Annotated in this window: 21 protein-coding genes; 11 read left to right on the plus strand and 10 right to left on the minus strand. The window is 69.8% G+C overall.

Annotation, left to right across the window (positions count from 1 at the left end; genetic code table 11):
• Positions 1–21: 21 nt before the first annotated feature.
• Positions 22–1,185 (minus strand): alpha/beta hydrolase, encoded by a 1,164-nt coding sequence (locus tag QLQ12_RS23860; RefSeq protein ID WP_282762646.1) that lies wholly within the window; start codon positions 1,183–1,185, stop codon positions 22–24.
• Between the two features lie 118 nt (positions 1,186–1,303).
• Here QLQ12_RS23860 and QLQ12_RS23865 point away from each other — a divergent pair, with 118 nt between their 5' ends.
• The 4 genes from QLQ12_RS23865 to QLQ12_RS23880 all read left to right on the plus strand — a co-directional run bounded on the left by QLQ12_RS23865 (position 1,304) and on the right by QLQ12_RS23880 (position 5,398).
• Positions 1,304–2,194 (plus strand): LysR family transcriptional regulator, encoded by an 891-nt coding sequence (locus QLQ12_RS23865; protein WP_282762647.1) that lies wholly within the window; start codon positions 1,304–1,306, stop codon positions 2,192–2,194.
• Between the two features lie 275 nt (positions 2,195–2,469).
• The gene (locus QLQ12_RS23870; RefSeq protein WP_407651544.1) at positions 2,470–3,567 is read left to right on the plus strand and encodes a permease; all 1,098 of its coding nucleotides are present in this window, start codon (positions 2,470–2,472) and stop codon (positions 3,565–3,567) included.
• Positions 3,564–4,286: a TIGR03943 family putative permease subunit gene (locus QLQ12_RS23875; protein ID WP_282762649.1), complete on the plus strand. Its 723-nt coding sequence runs from the start codon at positions 3,564–3,566 to the stop codon at positions 4,284–4,286. Before QLQ12_RS23870 ends, QLQ12_RS23875 begins: the two co-directional genes overlap by 4 nt.
• Positions 4,283–5,398 (plus strand): hypothetical protein, encoded by a 1,116-nt coding sequence (locus QLQ12_RS23880; RefSeq protein ID WP_282762650.1) that lies wholly within the window; start codon positions 4,283–4,285, stop codon positions 5,396–5,398. The genes QLQ12_RS23875 and QLQ12_RS23880 overlap by 4 nt, the downstream gene beginning before the upstream one ends.
• Positions 5,399–5,473: 75 nt before the next feature.
• Here the strand turns inward: QLQ12_RS23880 and rpsN are convergent, their stop codons facing one another.
• Genes rpsN through rpmB form a run of 3 tightly spaced genes read right to left on the minus strand, consistent with a single transcriptional unit; the run spans position 5,474 to position 6,167 of the window.
• A complete protein-coding gene (gene rpsN, locus QLQ12_RS23885; RefSeq protein ID WP_282762651.1) occupies positions 5,474–5,767 on the minus strand; it encodes a 30S ribosomal protein S14 in 294 nt (97 codons plus the stop codon).
• The gene (gene rpmG / locus QLQ12_RS23890) at positions 5,767–5,934 is read right to left on the minus strand and encodes a 50S ribosomal protein L33 (RefSeq protein ID WP_282762652.1); all 168 of its coding nucleotides are present in this window, start codon (positions 5,932–5,934) and stop codon (positions 5,767–5,769) included. The genes rpsN and rpmG overlap by 1 nt, the downstream gene beginning before the upstream one ends.
• Positions 5,934–6,167 (minus strand): 50S ribosomal protein L28, encoded by a 234-nt coding sequence (rpmB, locus tag QLQ12_RS23895; protein WP_282762653.1) that lies wholly within the window; start codon positions 6,165–6,167, stop codon positions 5,934–5,936. The genes rpmG and rpmB overlap by 1 nt, the downstream gene beginning before the upstream one ends.
• Positions 6,168–6,226: 59 nt before the next feature.
• Between rpmB and QLQ12_RS23900 the strand changes: the two genes are divergently transcribed.
• Together QLQ12_RS23900 and QLQ12_RS23905 are read left to right on the plus strand one after the other, a co-directional pair.
• On the plus strand, positions 6,227–7,507 hold the full coding sequence (locus QLQ12_RS23900; RefSeq protein ID WP_282762654.1) for a CobW family GTP-binding protein: 1,281 nt from the start codon (positions 6,227–6,229) through the stop codon (positions 7,505–7,507).
• A complete protein-coding gene (locus QLQ12_RS23905; protein ID WP_282762655.1) occupies positions 7,504–7,755 on the plus strand; it encodes a type B 50S ribosomal protein L31 in 252 nt (83 codons plus the stop codon). The genes QLQ12_RS23900 and QLQ12_RS23905 overlap by 4 nt, the downstream gene beginning before the upstream one ends.
• A gap of 204 nt (positions 7,756–7,959) precedes the next feature.
• Here the strand turns inward: QLQ12_RS23905 and QLQ12_RS23910 are convergent, their stop codons facing one another.
• On the minus strand, positions 7,960–8,559 hold the full coding sequence (locus QLQ12_RS23910) for a dihydrofolate reductase family protein (protein ID WP_282762656.1): 600 nt from the start codon (positions 8,557–8,559) through the stop codon (positions 7,960–7,962).
• Between the two features lie 462 nt (positions 8,560–9,021).
• Here QLQ12_RS23910 and QLQ12_RS23915 point away from each other — a divergent pair, with 462 nt between their 5' ends.
• Complete coding sequence (locus tag QLQ12_RS23915; protein ID WP_282762657.1) at positions 9,022–9,522, plus strand: WD40 repeat domain-containing protein; 501 nt, start codon at positions 9,022–9,024, stop codon at positions 9,520–9,522.
• Positions 9,523–9,715: 193 nt separating this feature from the next.
• Positions 9,716–10,171 (plus strand): GNAT family N-acetyltransferase, encoded by a 456-nt coding sequence (locus QLQ12_RS23920; protein WP_282762658.1) that lies wholly within the window; start codon positions 9,716–9,718, stop codon positions 10,169–10,171.
• A gap of 635 nt (positions 10,172–10,806) precedes the next feature.
• Here QLQ12_RS23920 and QLQ12_RS23925 read toward each other — a convergent pair.
• Entirely contained in the window at positions 10,807–11,412 is a 606-nt protein-coding gene (locus QLQ12_RS23925) for a MepB family protein (protein ID WP_282762659.1), read from the minus strand.
• Between the two features lie 142 nt (positions 11,413–11,554).
• Here QLQ12_RS23925 and QLQ12_RS23930 point away from each other — a divergent pair, with 142 nt between their 5' ends.
• Positions 11,555–12,670, plus strand: coding sequence for a MerR family transcriptional regulator (locus QLQ12_RS23930; protein ID WP_282762660.1), 1,116 nt, complete (start codon positions 11,555–11,557; stop codon positions 12,668–12,670).
• 151 nt (positions 12,671–12,821) lie between these two features.
• Here QLQ12_RS23930 and QLQ12_RS23935 read toward each other — a convergent pair whose 3' ends face one another.
• Positions 12,822–13,718, minus strand: a complete 897-nt coding sequence (locus QLQ12_RS23935; RefSeq protein ID WP_282762661.1) for a pyridoxamine 5'-phosphate oxidase family protein — start codon at positions 13,716–13,718, stop codon at positions 12,822–12,824.
• A 13-nt stretch (positions 13,719–13,731) separates the two neighbouring features.
• Positions 13,732–14,184: a VOC family protein gene (locus QLQ12_RS23940; RefSeq protein WP_282762662.1), complete on the minus strand. Its 453-nt coding sequence runs from the start codon at positions 14,182–14,184 to the stop codon at positions 13,732–13,734.
• Between the two features lie 92 nt (positions 14,185–14,276).
• On the opposite strand from QLQ12_RS23940, the gene QLQ12_RS23945 reads away from it, so the two are divergent.
• A complete protein-coding gene (locus tag QLQ12_RS23945) occupies positions 14,277–14,840 on the plus strand; it encodes a CGNR zinc finger domain-containing protein (RefSeq protein WP_282762663.1) in 564 nt (187 codons plus the stop codon).
• A gap of 191 nt (positions 14,841–15,031) precedes the next feature.
• Here QLQ12_RS23945 and QLQ12_RS23950 read toward each other — a convergent pair whose 3' ends face one another.
• A complete protein-coding gene (locus tag QLQ12_RS23950; RefSeq protein WP_282762664.1) occupies positions 15,032–15,703 on the minus strand; it encodes a Type 1 glutamine amidotransferase-like domain-containing protein in 672 nt (223 codons plus the stop codon).
• Positions 15,704–15,922: 219 nt separating this feature from the next.
• On the opposite strand from QLQ12_RS23950, the gene QLQ12_RS23955 reads away from it, so the two are divergent.
• Complete coding sequence (locus tag QLQ12_RS23955) at positions 15,923–16,432, plus strand: winged helix-turn-helix transcriptional regulator (protein WP_282762665.1); 510 nt, start codon at positions 15,923–15,925, stop codon at positions 16,430–16,432.
• A 239-nt stretch (positions 16,433–16,671) separates the two neighbouring features.
• Here QLQ12_RS23955 and QLQ12_RS23960 read toward each other — a convergent pair whose 3' ends face one another.
• Positions 16,672–17,415 (minus strand): metallophosphoesterase, encoded by a 744-nt coding sequence (locus QLQ12_RS23960; RefSeq protein WP_282762666.1) that lies wholly within the window; start codon positions 17,413–17,415, stop codon positions 16,672–16,674.
• Between the last annotated feature and the right edge of the window lie 159 nt (positions 17,416–17,574).

The raw sequence follows: 17,574 nt of genomic DNA on the forward strand, positions 1-17,574 counted from the left end.
TCGGGTTCCGACGGACCCGGGTCACGCGAGCACGTGGCGCCGCAGGAAATCGCCGACCACCGGCCGCATGGCCTGCGATCCCCAGCTCCCCCAGTGCCCGGTGAAATTGTGCTCGGCCCAGGGGATCGTCACCACCTCGGCGGACACTCCGGCGGTGCGCAGCCGGTCCACGAGCGCGGTGGCCTGGGCGGTGGGGATCATGTGGTCCCGGTCGCCCTGCACCAGCAGGGTCGGGGGCAGTCCCGGCCGGGCGTAGGTGATCGGCGAGGCCACCGCGGGATCCTGGTCGCCCAGATAGCCGCCGACCGCCTGGGCCGCGGCGCCGGGCAGGCCACTCTCCGCCAACAGGGCGGGCAGGTCGGTGGGCGCGTACCAACCCATCACCGATCGCACCGGCTCCTCCGGCACGTCGCAGGCCGGCGGGAACCGCTCGTCGCCGACGGTGTACGCCGCCATCATGGCGAGCTGGCCGCCCGCCGAGTCGCCGGCGATCGACACGTTCGACGCCGTGACGCCGTGCCGGGCCGCCGCGGACCGCACCCAGCCGAGCGCGCACTTCACATCGCCCACCGCGTCCTGCCAACGCGGCGGCGGCGCGAGCCGGTAGTCGACGGAGTAGACGGTGATGCCCTGGTCCGCCATCCAGCCGAACCACGACGCGCTGTCGGCGCGGGCGCCGGAGCTCCAGCCGCCGCCGTGAACGTAGAGCAGCGCCGGCCGGCTCGGCGCCGGTTTCGGGGGCAGGTAGACGTCGACCTGCAGGCCGGGTGCGTACGTCTCCGTCGCGGTCGGCGCCACGGAGAGGGCGGGGGTGAAGTGCTCCACCCAACTGCCGCGGGCCGCTGACCACGGGACGATCACCATGAGGCCGGCCAGCAGCACGGTCAGGGCGCCGGCGGCGGACAGCGCCCGGTGGCCGCGTCGCAGGAGCAGCAGCGTGGTTCCGGCGCCGATCACCACGACGGCTATCAGGAAGCCGGTCAGCCAGGGCACGAACAGCGCGATCATCCCGAGGAGGTCCTGAACCGGGTCGACCGGCGCCCGGGGCGCGAAGAAGGCCAGGCCCAGCACGACGATCAGCGCGTCGAACGCCCAGATCAGTCCTCGGCCCAGCCGCCGCAGCCGGGGCCGGCGGCCGGGCAGTCGTGCCGCGGCCGAAGCCGGCCGGTCAGTGGTCGTTATCATTTTCCGCTCCCTACGAGAGGTGTCTCGCCAACTCCCCCAGCCTGTCCGCGACCGTCCTATGTGATCAACGGCCGGTTCCGCACCATGACTTAACCTGTCGCTTAAGGAAAGGGGCCGCGTGGAGCTGCGCGACATCGAGATCTTTCTGACTCTCGCCGAGGAACTGCACTTCGGGCGTACGGCCGAACGCCTGCACGTGAGTGCGGCCCGGGTCAGTCAGGCGATCAAGAAGCAGGAGCGCCAGATCGGGGCCGCCCTGTTCGAGCGCACCAGCCGGCGGGTGGCGCTCACCCCGATCGGCAGGCGACTCGCCGAGGACCTACGCCCGGCGTACCGCGAATTGCACAGCGGCTTCGCCCGCGCCGTCGCGGCGGCACGAGCCCGGCCGGAGACGCTGCGACTCGGTACCATCGGCCACAATCTCGTCGATTACCAGCCCATCCTCGACGCGTTCGCGGTCCGCCGTCCGGGGTGCGAGGTCCGGTACCGCCACGTCGACTTCAGCGATCCGTTCGGGCCGCTACGCCGTGGCGCCGTGGACGTGCAGATCACCTGGCTCCCGGTCGAGGAGCCGGACCTGACCGTGGGGCCGATCATCTTGACCGAGCCGATCGTGCTGCTCTGCGGTGCCGGCCACCGGCTGGCCTCCCGGGAGGCCATCGAGTTGGAGGAGCTCGGTGACGAGGTGGTCATGGGCGGTGCCGAGCCGGGTTACTGGCGCGCGGGGCTGGTGCCCACCCACACGCCGAGCGGGCGGCTCATCGAGATCGGGCCGATCGTCACGAACTACCTGGACATGATCCCGTTCCTGATCAGCGGGGAGGCCGTCTCGCCGTCGTTCGCTCACGGCGAGCGGGTCCTGCAGGTTCCCGGCCTCGCGTACGTGCCGATCCGGGATTCTCCGCCGGGCCGGTGGGCGCTGGTGTGGCGGACGGCCGGGGTGACCGAGACGATCCTCGACTTCGCCCGGACGGCACGGGAACTGGGCCCGGTCGCTCCGGCGTCCTGACCGCAGGGGCGATGTTCGGGCCTGTTCAACGGCCCGTGTCCGGAATGAGAAAGGGCGCCGCGCAGAGCTCGGGCGCTATTGAGCGCGGAGTTGCGCTTTTCCGGGCCGGTCGGGGCTTCCCGCACGAACGTGGGAGCCCTCGCGACCCCCAGCTCGCGAACATATTAGCAATTTAGCATTTGAGCACATATTCAATACGGGGAAACCTGGCCGATCAGCGCCGCCGAAGATATTGCGCCCGCGCCGAGAACCGGTAGGTTGATCGATAGCTATAAATGACGTGGTGGAATGGGAGTGCATTGTTGAATCCCACTGACGGTGCGGCGACCCGTGCCCGGACGGCACCGGACCACGTCGGTCACCCAGCGTCGGCCGCGGCGGAGACCACGCGGCCTCGTGACAGCGGCCAGCCGGGTCGCGATTCATGGCGTTTCGGCTCCGTGGAGGCGCTGGCGATCCTGCTCGTCCTTCTCGTGGCCTTCCGGACTCCGCTCGCCGGCCTGGTCTCCGATCCCCGGCTGCAGACGTGGACCACGGTGTTCGTGTCGGTGCTCGTGCAGGCGGTGCCGTTCCTGGTCTTCGGTGTCGTGCTGTCCGCGGTGATCGCGGTGTTCGTGCCACGTTCGTTCTGGGCCAAGGCCCTGCCCCGGCATCCCGCGCTGGCCGTTCCCGCCGCCAGCCTGGCGGGCGTGGTCCTGCCCGGCTGTGAATGCGGCAGCGTGCCGATCGCGGGTTCACTGATCCGCCGTGGCGTCACGCCGGCCGCGGCCCTGGCCTTCCTCCTGGCGGCGCCGGCGATCAACCCGATCGTCCTGACCGCGACCGCGGTGGCCTTCCCCGGCAACCCGGAGATGGTGGCCGCACGCGCGGGCGCCAGCCTGGTCGTCGCGATGACGATGGGGTGGCTGTGGCTCCGGCTGGGCAAGAGCGAGTGGATCCGCCTGCCCCGCCGCCCCGACCTCGACGACGCGTCACGGGCCCGGGCGTTCTGGGCGGCGTGCCGGCACGACGTCATGCACGCCGGCGGCTTCCTCGTGGTGGGCGCGGCCGCCGCCGCGACCATCAACGTCGTCGTGCCCGAGCCCTGGCTGCAGGGACTGGCCGCGAGTCCGGTCCTGTCGGTGCTGGCGCTCGCCACGCTGGCCGTCCTGCTGTCGATCTGCAGCGAGGCCGATGCGTTCGTCGCCGCCTCCCTGTCGCAGTTCTCGTTGACGTCGCGGCTGGTGTTCCTGGTGGTCGGCCCGATGGTCGACCTCAAACTGATCTCGATGCAGACCGGGGTGTTCGGTCGGCGATTCGCTTTCCGCTTCGCGCCGGTCACCTTCGTGACCGCCGTCGTGGTGGGCACCGGCGTGGGAGTGGTGCTCTGGTGAACCGGCAGGCGCAAGCGGTCGTGATGATGTTCTTCGGCGGGGCGATCCTCAAGGCCAGCCTCACCGACGTGTACCTGCGCTACGTCAAGGAAGGCCTGCGGCCGTTCCTCATCGTGGCCGGTGCGCTGCTGCTGGCGGCGGCGGTGATGACCCTTTACCACGAGTTCCGGCCCCCCAGGGACGGCGCAGCCGGCGACGACGGCCACGGACACGCCCACCACGAACCCCGCGTCGGGTGGCTGCTGATCCTTCCGGCGGTCGGCCTGCTGCTGATCGCGCCCCCGGCTCTCGGCTCGTACGCCGCCGGGCAGGCGGGCACCGTCCTCGCCGCCGCGCCGGCCGACTCGGAGTTCGCGCCGCTGCCGCCGGGCGACCCCGTACCGCTCAGTCTCATGGATTACGCGTCGCGAGCGGTCTTCGACGAGGGCAGGAGCCTGACCGGCCGCACTCTGCGGCTCACCGGCTTCGTCACCGCCGGCCCGGACGGACGCCCGATGCTGGCCCGGATGGTGCTGGCGTGCTGCGCCGCCGACGGTCGCCCGATCAAGGTCGGGCTGGCCGGCGGTGTCAGCGTCGACGCACCCGTGGACACCTGGGTCCAGGTCGTCGGGACCTACAGCAGCCGGGTCGAGAAGGATCCCGTCAACAAGGCCGACGTGCCGTACTTCGAGGTGACGAGTTGGCAGAAGACCACGGCGCCCAGGCAGACGTACGAATGATCAATGCTCTTGCCGCCCCGCCGGCCTCGCAGCGGGCATTGAGGCGAAGCCGTGGTTCCTCTGTCGTCGGCCTTGTCGTCGCGGTCGCCGCGATCGGCGCCCTGATGGTCGGCGGCGGCCCGTCCGAGCCCCAGCCGGCCGTGCCGGGCGGACGGATGTCCGCGACGGCGGCATGGCCGGCGGCGAAGCTCAGCACGATCGCCGATCTGCCGCTGCGACCGCTGCTGTTCCTCGACACGGCCACGGCGCTGGGCACCGCGCCCAGCGAGGACGACCGGTTCCTGCGCCTTCTTCTGCGAGGCCCCGATGGCGCCTTGCGTGAGCTGCGCCGCCTGACCATGGTCGAGCGGCCGCGGTTCGAGAACATGACCGCGGCCGGGGACGAGGTCGTCTGGACCGAGTTCGGTGACGGCAGGCCACCGGAGATCTGGGCCGCGAGCATGCGTGACGGCAGTCCGGCCAGGCGACTCACCGCCGACACCGGCAACGTGGTGTTCTACGGCAGCCAGTACGACCTGCTGCACCACGACGGCCGCGTGTACTGGACCGCTCAGCCGGACGACGGCACGGCGGCGACCGAAATCCGTTCGGTGGCGTTGAGCGGTGGTCGCGTCGAGGTCGTCCAGGAGAAGGGCGAGTGGACGATGGCGGCGTGGCCGTGGCTCGACGACGGCGCCAGCGACGGGTCCGGCGCCACGCTGCTGCGCGACATGAGCACCGGCCGCGAGATCACGGTGCCCACCACCGGCGCGGAGTTCGCGGCGTGCAGCCCCTCCTGGTGCCGCGTCATGGTGACCAGCGACAACGGGTTGGCCCGCATCGATCTGATGCATCCCGACGGATCGGCCCGGCGGCAGATCGCCGGCGCGACCGCCCGGACCGCCGTTCCCGACGTCGCGATACTCGATCGTTTCGAGCTTCTCGCCGAACCCGGCCCGAACTCCGGCAGCACCGGCACCGCGGGCCTGCTCGTCTATGACATCAGCACCGGAAACACCGTCGAGCTGACCTCCTCGGCGAACGACGCTCAGAGCCGTGGCGGATTGGTGTGGTGGTACACCAGCAGCGCGGGAGCCGCCCGGTGGCACGTGCTGGACCTCCGCACCGCCTGATCCGCGCCATCACCGGCGCACCGGGCTCCCTCCCCGGTGCGCCGGTGCCCGGCCGGGGTCAGGCCGCGGGCGGGGTCACCAGGAGGCCTTGCGGATCCCGGGCAGTTCGCCGCGCAGGGCCATCTCCCGGAAACGGACCCGGGACAGGCCGAAGCGGGCGAAGACGCCGCGGGGCCGCCCGTCGATCATGTCGCGGTTGCGGCGCCGCGAGGGGCTGGAGTCGCGCGGCAGCTTGGCCAGGGCACGCATGGCGTCGGCACGCGTGTCCGGGTCCAGCACCTGCTTCTTCAGCTCGGCGCGGCGGTCGAAGTGGCGCGCGGACAACTCGGCGCGGCGCTTCTCGCGCTCGGTGAGACTGCGGCGGGCCATCAGCGGTCCTCCCGGAAGTCGACGTGACGGCGCACCATCGGGTCGTACTTGCGCAGAACGATGCGGTCGGGATTGGTGCGGCGGTTCTTGCGGGTGACGTACGTGTACCCGGTCCCGGCGGTGCTGCGAATTTTGATCACCGGGCGGACGTCGGTGCTCTTGGCCATCAGATCCTCGCCCCTTTCGCGCGGAGGCGGATGACGACGGAGTCGATGCCGTCCCGGTCGATGATCTTGATGCCGGTGGTGCTGACGTTGAGCCGCACCGTCGTGCCGTCGGCGAGGCGGTAACGGCGGCGCTGCACGTTGGGATTCCAGCGGCGGCGGGTGCGGCGGTGGGAGTGCGACACGGCGTTGCCGAAGCTGGGCTTGGCGCCGGTCACGTCACAGACGTTGGACATGCGGCAACTTTATAATGAAAACCATTGTCATTAGCAAGTCCAGTCGACAAGATGAGGGGGTGAGCGCCAATCCGATCACCTCCGCCCTGCCCGCCCCGGTGGACAACCGGCCCGCCGTCACCGTGCTGTCCGGCTTCTCCCCCGGAGCCGTCCGCGCGACCGCTCAGGCTCTGCTGATCGCCGACGACCGGCGACTGCTGGCGGTCGCCCACGACCTCTCGGAGATCCGTGGCGGCGTCGTGCGGCGTACCGTCCGCTCCGCCGCCGAACTGATCGAGCAGAGCACCGTCGAGCTGGTGCACGGCTGCGTCTCCTGCACCCTGCGCGAAGACGTGCTGCCCACCCTGGTCCGGCTCGCCCGCACCCACCCGGGCAGCGACCTGCTGCTGGTCCTGCCGCCCGCGGTGGAGCCCGAGGCGGTAGCCGCGGCCTGCTCCCACTGCCTGGTCGACGGCACACCGGCCACCGAGGCCGTCCGGTTCGACTCCTACGTCACCGTCGTCGACGCCGACCGCTTCCTCGACGACCTGGCCAGCACCGACGATCTGAGCGACTGCGACCTGCACGCCGCCGACGACGACCACCGCACCGTCGCCGAGGTCGTGGCGCACCAGGTCGAGTTCAGCGACACCGTGATCCTGTGGAGCCGGCCCGACACCGACAGCCTCGAACTCAACCGGGTCGGCACCCTGGTCCACCGGCTCGCGCCGTGGGCCATCCAGGTGCCGATCGGCACGACCAACAGCCTCGACTGCACCGGGCTGAGCTCGCTCGTTCGCCGTACCGGCCGCCACAACCCGCACCGGCCCGGCATGCTCGGCCTCGCCCTGGAAGGCCGGCCCATCGCCCTGCACGACACCGACTCCTCCGAGGTGGTCTCGCTCCTCTTCGAGAGCCGCCGCCCGTTCCACCCGCAGCGGCTCAACGACGCCCTCGAAGAACTGACCAGCGAGGCGCTGCGTGGCCGTGGCCAGCTCTGGATCGCCAGCCAGCCGGACACCGCGCTGGCGTTCGAGTTCGCCGGCGGTGGCGTCAGCCTGGGCAGCCTCGGCTACTGGCTCGCCGCGCTTCCGGCCGAACGCTGGACCGAGACCAGCGACGAACGCCGCATCGCCGCCGAGCTGGCCTGGGACCCCTACTACGGCGACCGCCGCACCGTGCTCGCCCTCATCGGCCTGCGCCTCGACCACGCCGCCATCACCGCGCTGCTGACCTCGTGCCTGCTCACCGACACCGAACTCGCCGACGGCTTCGACACCTGGCGCGACCTGCCCGACCCGTTCGCCGGCTGCTTCCCGCTGGCCGGCGAGACCAGAACCGACAAGGAGAACCAACCATGAAACCCGGCATCCATCCGGCGTACGGACCCGTCGTCTACCGCGATCGCAGCGCCGGCTTCACGTTCCTCACCCGCTCCACCGCCACCAGCGACAAGACCATCGCGTGGGAGGACGGCAACACGTACCCGGTGATCGACGTGGAGATCTCCGCGGCCAGCCACCCGTTCTGGACCGGTAAGCAGCGACTGCTCGACACCGCCGGCCGGGTGGAGAAGTTCCGCGCCAAGTACGCCCGCAAGGCGAAGTGACCACGGTGGGCGGCTTCGGGGGGCCGCCCACCGGCCGCGCGGTCGCCGTCAATCGATCCCGCAGTCGAACCCACCTGACCCCCGGAACCGCGTCCCACCGTCGGGCGGCTGCGCCAGAAACCTCCTGCGACCTCCCTCACCGTCTACGCGCATGAGGCTGTGGACGCGCGGACCCCGCGGCCGGTAATCGCCGATGCTCGGCCGTCAGCCGAGGCGTACCGCGTAGCGCAGGTGGGTGACGAGCGAGGTCTGCCGGGCCTCGATCTGGGTCAGCCTGGTCCTGCCGACGCCGTCGAACAGCCTCTCACCCTCGCCGAGCAGCACCGGCGCGACGTGCAGGCGCAGCTCGTCGACCAGTCCCGCGGCCAGGAACTGGTTGACGGTCGCGGCACCGCCGGCGACGGAGATATTGCGGTCGCCCGCCGCCTCCCGGGCCAGGTGGAGCGCCTCGGTGATCCCACCGGTCACGAAGTGGAAGGTGGTCCCCCCGGCCATCTCCAGCGGCGGGCGCTCGTAGTGGGTCAGCACGAAGACCGGGCCGTGGTACGGCGGCTCCTCGCCCCACCAGCCCCGCCAGGTGAGGTCCCACTCGCCGCGGCCCGGGCCGAACATGTTGCGGCCCATGATGAACGCACCGGCGTCGATGATGGCGGCGACCTCCGGTGCGTTCTCCTCCGCCGCGTCGAACATCCATTGGTGCAGGACGGTTTCCGCGCCCTCACCCAGCGGGGCGTCGGCGCTCTGGTTCGGCCCGGCGACGAACCCGTCCAGCGAAGCGGCGATGTCAACGACGACCTTGCTCATCTCGGGACTCCTTTTATCGAATGGGGCCTTCCTGGCCCCCTTCACCCGTCAGTCGGAGCCACTGCGCCGGTCTTGACACCCGCCCGGCAAATCCTGCGAAATGATCCGAGGAGCATGCTGTGGGGCATGTCCGTCCAGCCGGATCCCGTTCCTGGTGATGGTGGCCGACGCGCCGACCGCTTGTCATCCGCCTGACGATGATGGCAGCCCACGGCCACCCGCACGCCGGCGGCGAGACGTGCTGATCTGCCACCGGCCGACGCTGCGGACGCCGTTCCGGCGGCATGTTCGCGTCGCCGCTGCGCTCTCGTAGCCGATGAGCGGGCGTTTCTCACCCTGTCGTGCAGAGTCGAATGCGGTACAGCGCTGTTGACTGGCGCGATGCCTTGCGCTGTAGCATCGCACGGCGCTCAAGCCGCTCACCCCGACGGCACTATTGGCGAATCCGAGAGTCACACAACCGTGGAACGAGTACTGACCATCCCCATCAACGGCGTGTGTTCAGTGGCGTTCTCTCCCGACGGTGAACTCCTGGTGACCGCGAGCAGCCACAAGACCGTGCGGCTATGGGACTCGGCCCCCAGCAGCGCCGTGGGTGAACCGCTGACCGGCCACACCCACTTCGTGACAGCGGTGGCGTTCTCGCCTGACGGGCGACTGCTGGCCAGTTCCGGCGACGACGAAACGGTGCGGCTGTGGAACCCGTTCACCGGTACCGCGAGGGATAAGGCCTTCGCCGGCAGCGACGCCTGGTCTGCGGCGTTCTCTCCAGACGGCGGCACAATAGCCAGCGCAAGCGGCAGCGACGGTGTGTCGTTGTGGAAGTTGCGTTCGCGTCACACCGCATCACCCGTAGAGATTTCGGAACACGAGATTTCGGAACACAGAAGGCAGTCCAGCACCCTGCGCCCGAGAGCGGCGGGCATTGTCCGACGCGGGCGGCCCGACCACCGCTCGCTGTAGCCGGAACCGCGATTCCTGGTCTTTCTATGCCGCCGTCCGTGTGTCAGCTGTTGTAGCCACTGCGCTGTTGCCGTACCTCGATGAGTCGAGGGCCACTGCAGCCTTCTGGGTAGACGCGAAGGGGCTTTGCGTACCGGCTCGCCGCGACCATGATGACCAGATGCGAGGTATGCCCAGATCAGTCGCGCTACGCGTGATCGATGACGAGAACAGGAAAGCGGTGACGGCCCTGCGGGTTGGGCCGGGCCAGGAGAAGTTTGTCGACGGGGTGGCGGATTCGCTGAGCGAAGCGGCTGCCAATCCAGCTGCGCGGCCTTGGGTGCGCGCCGTCTACGCCGGGGACGTGCCGGTCGGGTTCCTCATGGCAACTGACGCAGCCGAGCCCGGTAACGGCGTTGTCCCGTGGCCGTACTACCTGTGGCGGATGTTGATCGATGCCCGGTTTCAGGGGCACGGTTACGGCCGCGCGGCCCTGGATCTGCTGGTCACTCATCTGCGCGAGCGATCCGACGCAGAGGTTCTGACAACGAGCGTGGTGCCCGGAGCCGGCTCACCGTACGGCTTCTATGTGCGATACGGATTCCAGCCCACAGGCGAATGGTTCGATCACGAGCAGGTTCTCACTCTGCCCATCGCCCGCGATCGGTAGCCCGACGGCCTGAGCCGGCGATGAAGCGGGAGATGGGCAGCGGCACATCGGGGTGTTGATCAGTCAGTCGCAATCGGCGTGAACCCTTACCGCACTCTGCGCGGCGCCTTGCAACGAGGCCGCGGTATCGCGGTAGCTCACCTGCGCGAGCAGCCCGGTCAGGCTCGACTGATCTATGAATGTGCCGGTCGGGATACACGGTGGGACGCCCAGGTCGAGGAGCGCCCCGCCTATCTGGCGCGCCTCATACGCGATGCACGCCTGGACCCGGCACCGCTGATGGCGGATCGGGAATCCTATGGGCCGGACGAACAACAGCAGCTGGACGACGGCCGGTTCGGCTACATCCTCTCGATCCTGACCTACCTGGCCCGGGGCAGACCCTCATGTCCGTGGCCCTCGCCTCGACGCCGCGCTGGACGCCGCCGCCCGGCCCCGCTACGTGGTTGCCCCCCGATCCGGTGGACCTGCCGGACGCCAGACTCATCGCGCTACTGCAGAAGGCGGATGGCCGAGCTGAGCGAAGACCCCATCGAGGAACAACATCTTCGGTACGCCGCAGCAGCGCGCCTCGCAGAGAAATGACCTCTCGACGACCCGGCTCCCGGGACTGACGAAGGCGATGCCGACTGCCGTCACGATCGTGACTGAGCCGGTAGCCGATTCGCCACGCCGTACAGCTCTCGGGTCCGGGTGATGTCAAGCGGCATGCCGTCGTCCACGGACAGGAAGTAGCCCACCTGCCATGCTTGCGTGGTGATGGCCTGACGACTCGCCGTGGTGACCCAGGGCGGATATACGCGGAACCCACGCTTACCACCTGAATGGTTGCTCGCGACGATACCGCGTTCGCGGAGCGCCTCCAGCGGAAAGACGAATTGGCCGAAGTGCCGAGCGTCCCGGGTGCTGATCACCACCAGATCCACCGCGTCCCCGGTGTTGAGGGGCCGAATCGGCCCACTCTCTGACCTCGCCCACAGCGTGACGAATTGCCCGATCTTCGTCGGTGTTGTTCTACCCGTGCGGAACCTGACGGACAAGCCGTTGACCAGGAAGGAATGTGCACAGTAGTCAGCGCTCTCCCGCTCGGGCAGAGGACGAGAACAGACGAAGCCGCCCGGGTCGTACACCAGCGCCTTCGCGGCGCGAAGATCGTCGTGCACAGGGTCGGTATCGATCCACGGGTCAGTCACCACCGACGTGCCATGCGGTGTCACGGCCCGCCGTAATGGTGCACTCATACCCGAAGGGTAGCGGGGCGACTGTCGGCGGGTAGACGACGAGCACAGTGAGTAACGGGCACCATCGGACAGCATCCGGAAAACCGATCATGCCGGGAAGACGCTTGTCCCTCACGTGGCGTCATGCCACATAGTCGGGGGCGTGGAGGAGCACCTGACCGTAGGGCGTGTGGCCGAGCTGGCCGGCGTCACCATTCGTACGCTGCATCACTACGACGAGATCGGCCTGTTGCAGCCGTCGGCGCGGACCGTCGCGGGATACCGGGCCTATTCCGCCGACGACGTGGAGCGGCTGCGGGAAGTGCTCGCCTACCGGCGGTTGGGCTTCGGATTGCGGGAGATCGCGGATCTGGTCGACGACCCGGCCACCGACGCGGTCGCGCATCTGTGCCGGCTACGGGGCCTGCTGCTGGAGCAGCGGGACCGTGCTGCCGCCATGGTCACGGCCATCGACAGGGAACTGGAGGCACGAGCAATGGGAATCAGGACGACCCCGGAGGAGCAACTGAAAGTGTTCGGCGCGCAGCTGTACAACACCATCGGGTCGGCCTACCCGGCCACGCGGCGCACCGAGCCCCGGATCGCCGCGCGCATCTGGGACGCGCTCGGGGACGCCCGAACGGTATTGAACGTCGGAGCAGGCACCGGCTCCTACGAACCACCGGACCGTGACGTCACGGCGGTGGAGCCGTCGGCGGTCATGCGAGCACAACGTCCCCCAGGCGCCGCACCGTGCGTGGCCGCCGGAGCCGGGAGCCTGCCGTTCGAGGACCAGTCCTTCGACGCCGCCATGGCGGTCAGCACCGTCCATCACTGGCCGGACCCGATCGCCGGACTGCGCGAGATGAAGCGGGTGGCCCGCCGCGTGGTGGTGTTCACCTACGACGCCGACAACACCGGCCGGCGCGAGCGGTTCTGGCTCACCCGCGACTACCTGCCTGAGTTCGCTGACCTTCTCGTCGGCTGGCCGACCTTGGCCGACCTGACCGGGGCGATCGGGGGCCGTGCGGAGCCGGTGCTCGTCCCGTGGGACTGCGCTGACGGCTTCTTCGAGGCGCATTGGCGCCGGCCCGAGGCATACCTGGATGAGCAGGTACGCCGGGCGGTATCGGTATGGACCAGGGTCGGGTCACAGGCCGAGCAGCGAGCAGTGGACAGACTCCGCGAAGACCTGTCCTCCGGCCGGTGGGCTGAGCGCAACCGTGACCTCGTCGCCCTCGACGCGGCAGAACTCGGCCTTCGCCTGCTCGTAGCCTGAATACCGTCGCGCCGGCGAGCTGACTTCGCCGGCGGCCGGCACCGGAGCTCCGGTCGCGTCACGCAGGTCGGTGAGGAACGTGTCCGGCAGGTCCGAGTCAGCCCACCGCCGGGACCACCCCCGGCGGCCTCTGACTCACGATCTTCGGGTTTCAGGCGCTGAGGACCGGCGGATTGTGGCGGAAGAACTCGCCGAAGGCCCACCGGTCCGGCAAGCCGCCGGCGACCTCCACCACCCGGTCGACGCGGAAGTCGACCAGGCGCTGCGCGCCCGGCACGGCGGCCACCCGTTCCGGGTCCTCGTCGAGGCGGGCGCGGCCGGTCAGGTGCAGCGTGTGGCCCCGCGTCCAGTCGAGGAAGAGCAACCCGCACCGCGGCTCCAGCAGCAGGTTGCCCATCGTCATGAACATCGAGTTGCCCACGTACTCGGGCCAGACGATCCGGTCGTCACCGGTGACCGTGACAAACCCCGGACGACCGCCGCGGTGCGAGGCGTCGATGCCGAGACCGGCCGCGTAGGTGCCGATGAAGAACGTGTCCGCGGCGACGATCCACCGCTGCTGCGCAGCGGTCAGCTCCCTGGTCACGGTCACCGCGCCACGCTGGTGCGGCGGCCCCTCCGACGGCGTACGGGTCTGGATGTACTTGGGACAGTTCGAGTACACCTGCTCGGTGTGGATCACCAGGTGGTCGCCGTCCCGGCGGGCACGCCCGTTGACCCGCATGCGCCGGCGCCGGGCGGGCTCGATGGCGATCATTCCGATGTCACGTTCCGCGCCGAAGCGCCCGGCCAGCGGGTCGCCGGTGGCCGGAAGCCGGCCGACGACGACGGTGCGCTCGTCGCGGGCGTGGGTGAAGCCCGGACGCCCGCTGAGAGGGCTGACCCAGGCGGCCCCCGCGTCATCGGTCGCGGCGATCACCAGGAATCGCTGCTCGGCCAGGAACTCCGCGGCGACCGGCGGGATCGTCGCGCCGACACCGGCCGAGCCCCACGCCTGGCGGGACAGACCGGCCCGGCTCTGCAGTTCCTCTTCGCCCGGATGCGGCACGACTCTCCCCTTCCTAGAAGAATCCGCAGGTGGGGGCGCCGGAGGTGGGAACCGGCGCGCTGTCGACGCCGGACGGCGCGTAGATCTCCAGACGGATGCCGTCCGGGTCGGTGAAGAACACACCGCCGGACGACGCCCCCTCGCCGTGCGGCACGATCCCGTCGTAGACCAGCTCCACGCCCAGCTCACGCAGCGTCGACTCGGCCCGGCGCACCGCCTCGATGTCCGGCACCTGGAACGCCAGGTGGTGCAGGCCGGGCAGGCCGGTGGCGAACCGGCCGTCGCTCTGCTGCCACAGCGTGACGAGCAGTGTGCCGTCTCGCCCGAGGAAGGCGAACCGGCGCTCGCCGTCGACTCGCTCCCCGAGGACCTGGAAGTCGAAGACCTGGCGGTAGAACGCGGTGGACCGGGCCAGGTCGGTCACGTTGAGGCCGACGTGACCGGTCTGCAGGGCGGGTGCACTCATGACAAAGCCTTTCTAACGCCTTGGTGTCGCTGTTGCCGTTAGAACATCCCCGATTTTTCTCACGCCGTCAAGTCCGGTGTACCGTTAGAAAGGTGACCACCCCGGTGCTCGGTGAGCCGATCGCGATCGAGTTCGCGAACACCCTCCACGCGGTTCGCGGCAAGATCAGGGACGGCCTGTCGACTTCGGAAGGGCTGACTGGCTGGATGCGGGCCATGGGCGAGCGGTTGCCGTTCGCGCTGCCCGCCGCAGCCGTCGACGACGCTGTTCTGGGCCAGGCCAGGGAATTGCGGAACGCGATACGGGCGATCGCCGACGCGCTCGCGAACAACCGGGAACCCACCGCCGCCGATATGGCGACGCTGAACGCGGTGGCCGGCCAGGCGCCCCGATGGCGGGAACTGCGCTGGGCCCCACAGCCACACACCGTCGACCGGAGCGCGGGCCCTCCGGCTGCCGCCGTGCTGTCCGCCCTCGCCGACGAGGCGATCGCCCTGTTCGCCGGGGAGGCCCGGCAGGAGCTGCGGGCCTGCCACGGGCCCGGCTGCGTGTTGCACTTCGTCCGCGACACCCCGCGGCGGGAGTGGTGCTCACCGGGATGCGGCAACCGCGCCCGCGCGGCGCGCCACTACGCCCGCACCAAACGCACCTCTTGACCGACTTCACTCGGTTCGGTGGCGCCCCGGGTCAGCTCGATGACCGCGGCCGGTTTCCCCTCCGAGTCGATGACGCTGTGGCGCTCGCCGCCGGCAGCGGCTCGCCCTCCTTCTCGTAGATGGCGGGCAGGCCGGTCATCGCCGCCTCGGTGTCGGCGAGGGCGGGCCGGGCGCGGCGAGCTCCAGGATCTTCAGGCCGCGCCGTTGAAGCGCAGCCAGTGCCCCTCGGAGATGACCTCGACGACGCCGTCGACGACCTTGATGGCTGTCTGGTCGTCGGTCGCGTAGGCCGGGACGCCGATCTCGGCCGCCCACTTCTCCGCGGCGGCCGTGCTGTTCTCGGGGCAGTCGGGCACGTCGAGGTGCGGGAAGATCGAGAAGCCGACGACGCCGAGCGCGGCGTCGCCGCCGGTCGGGTTCCAGCCAACGAAGTCGTCGCCGATGCGCGGGGTCAGCACCATGCTGCCGGCGCTGAAGCCCACGTAGACCTTGTCGCCGAGCGTGGGCAGCAAGTCCAGCAGGCCGGACTCGCGCATCCAATGGGCCAGGTAGAGCGCGTCGCCGCCGTTGACCAGCAGCACGTCCGCCTCGCGCACCCAATTGACCCACTTGTCCCGGTCGATGCTCGGCAACGCGGTCAGCTCGAGCACGCCGACGGACTTCCAGCCCAGCTCGGTCATCGGGTTGCCGCCGCGGCCGCTGATGAAGCGCCACGGCCCGGCGGGCTTGGCCCACGGGTGGCCGTACGACGCGGTCGGGATGGCAAGCGCGACACATTCCTCGATCGGCTTGCCGAGCAGGTCGAGCAGGGCCGCGTGGATGCTCGGGTTCTTGACGCCGGAGTCGGTGAGCAGGAATTTCATCGCGCCCTCTCAGTAGCGTCGTCGGCGACGGGCGCCGCGGTTCCGGCGACAGCCACGTCGAGGCCGCCGTCCCAGGCGGTGTCGCCGGCGAGCACCAGCACGTGCGGGTGGCCTCGAGGTTGACGTATTTCACCTCGCACCGCGCCCCCCGAAACTGATTGCAGTTCGCAAGTGGTAGCGACCACGCTAGCACGACCGGTTGCGAAGTACCATCAGCGCGTGGGAGAGCACAGGTCGGGATGCCCGATCAATCTGGCGGTCGAGGTGCTCGGCGATCGGTGGTCGCTGGTGGTGCTGCGCGACATGATGTTCGGCAACCGGCACTACTTCCGCGAGCTGCTGACCGGCTCCGAGGAGGGCATCGCCTCGAACATCCTCGCCGACCGGCTGCGACGCCTGGTCGCCCACGGCCTGCTGTGGCGCACGGACGACGAGACCCACCGCCAGAAGATCCGCTACAGCCTCACCGAGCCGGGCGTGCAGCTCGTCCCGGTGATGGCCGCGCTCGGCTCGTGGGGCCGGATGCACATGCCGGCCAGCCGCGAGCTCTCCGTGCGCGCCGAGCTGCTTGAGCAGGGCGGCCCCGAACTGTGGGACCGCTTCATGGACGAGCTGCGCGAACAGCACCTCGGCATCCCCCGCCCACCGGGCACCCCGTCGGCCTTCGCCGAGCTGCAGGCGGCTTACGAGGCCGCCGCCGCGGGCAGCACTCCCGAAAGGACATCCTGAAGCCGCTGCTCACCGACTCCGGCATCCAGAACGCCGGCATCGGGGCCGCCCTGGGCCGAGCTGCTCGGCAAGCCGACCGCCGAGTGCTGTGCACCCTCGCGCTCGGCATGCTTTTTCGGCGGCCGCCCCGGGAAGATGGCCTGCCGACGGGGCGGTTCCCGGGCTGTGTAACAGCTGGCGGACTCCTTATGGTGCCTGTCGGCCTGATGGGCCGAAAGCCGGAGCAGAAACGGAAAGCATCATGCGGGGACGGTGCGGAAGTGGCTTGTCAGCTGGCCGTTCTCCAAGACGTGAAACACCAGGCCGGGGATATCGTCGCGGTCAAAGGTATTGGACCAGGCGAGTTCGTCGGTCGTGGTCCATGGCAGGCGGGTGGTGGAGAAGATCCCGGGAGCCATGATCAAGGGCACGCCGGCGAAAGTGCCCGCCGCGGCAGCGTGCGCGTGTCCGCACAGAACCGCGGCGGCCATCGGCGACGCGCTCACCACTGCGGCGAGGTCGTCAGGATTCTGTAGCCGAATACTGTCGAGGAGGGGATTGTTCACCCGGATCGGGTGGTGGTGGAGGCAGATGAAGACCGGCTCCTCGGCGTCGGCGAGAACACCTTGCAACCACGTGAGGGTCTCCGGCGCGAGTAGACCGCCATGCTGTCCGGGAATGGTGGAGTCACAGAGGGCGAACACCACACCGCCGACTCGGTGTAGCTGATTGATGGGCGCTGCGCCCTCGCCACCGAGCAACACTCTACGGTAGGCGGCCCGGTCGTCATGGTTGCCCGGCAGAAGCAAGACCGGGACGTCCGCAACGAGCTCGGACCTGACCTGGTCATATTCCTCGACATCGCCATGGTCAGTAAGGTCGCCGGTCACCACGATCACGTCGACGTCGCAGCCGCGAAGGTAATCCATGGCCCGCCGCGAGCGACTCATCGCGCGTTCGCTACCGTCGAAGTGAGTGTCGCTGATATGCGCGATGATCGTCATGCGGTACATCTTCGTGGTTCCCCCGCGAAGGCAAAAGTACGGGCGCGGCCGAAGTCGGACGCCGGCGTCCACCAGCTCCCGTTACGGCGCGCGACGTGCTCGTCGGCGGACGGCGTGCACGGACGGCGGCGGACCCGGTGGCATGTGGCCGTCGCGGTG

It is taken from the genome of Actinoplanes sandaracinus (assembly GCF_030009775.1).
Classification (GTDB): Bacteria; Actinomycetota; Actinomycetes; order Mycobacteriales; family Micromonosporaceae; genus Actinoplanes; species Actinoplanes sandaracinus.

Coding starts and splice junctions, on each gene's coding strand:
- QLQ12_RS23960 (WP_282762666.1), bottom strand. CDS start 17,415: ATGACGATCATCGCGCATATCAGCGACACTCACTTCGACGGTAGCGAA.
- QLQ12_RS23940 (WP_282762662.1), bottom strand. CDS start 14,184: ATGAGTGCACCCGCCCTGCAGACCGGTCACGTCGGCCTCAACGTGACC.
- QLQ12_RS23860 (WP_282762646.1), bottom strand. CDS start 1,185: ATGATAACGACCACTGACCGGCCGGCTTCGGCCGCGGCACGACTGCCC.
- QLQ12_RS23910 (WP_282762656.1), bottom strand. CDS start 8,559: ATGAGCAAGGTCGTCGTTGACATCGCCGCTTCGCTGGACGGGTTCGTC.
- rpmB (WP_282762653.1), bottom strand. CDS start 6,167: ATGTCCAACGTCTGTGACGTGACCGGCGCCAAGCCCAGCTTCGGCAAC.
- QLQ12_RS23880 (WP_282762650.1), top strand. CDS start 4,283: ATGATCAATGCTCTTGCCGCCCCGCCGGCCTCGCAGCGGGCATTGAGG.
- rpsN (WP_282762651.1), bottom strand. CDS start 5,767: ATGGCCCGCCGCAGTCTCACCGAGCGCGAGAAGCGCCGCGCCGAGTTG.
- QLQ12_RS23925 (WP_282762659.1), bottom strand. CDS start 11,412: ATGAGTGCACCATTACGGCGGGCCGTGACACCGCATGGCACGTCGGTG.
- QLQ12_RS23950 (WP_282762664.1), bottom strand. CDS start 15,703: ATGAAATTCCTGCTCACCGACTCCGGCGTCAAGAACCCGAGCATCCAC.
- rpmG (WP_282762652.1), bottom strand. CDS start 5,934: ATGGCCAAGAGCACCGACGTCCGCCCGGTGATCAAAATTCGCAGCACC.
- QLQ12_RS23905 (WP_282762655.1), top strand. CDS start 7,504: ATGAAACCCGGCATCCATCCGGCGTACGGACCCGTCGTCTACCGCGAT.
- QLQ12_RS23870 (WP_407651544.1), top strand. CDS start 2,470: ATGACGTGGTGGAATGGGAGTGCATTGTTGAATCCCACTGACGGTGCG.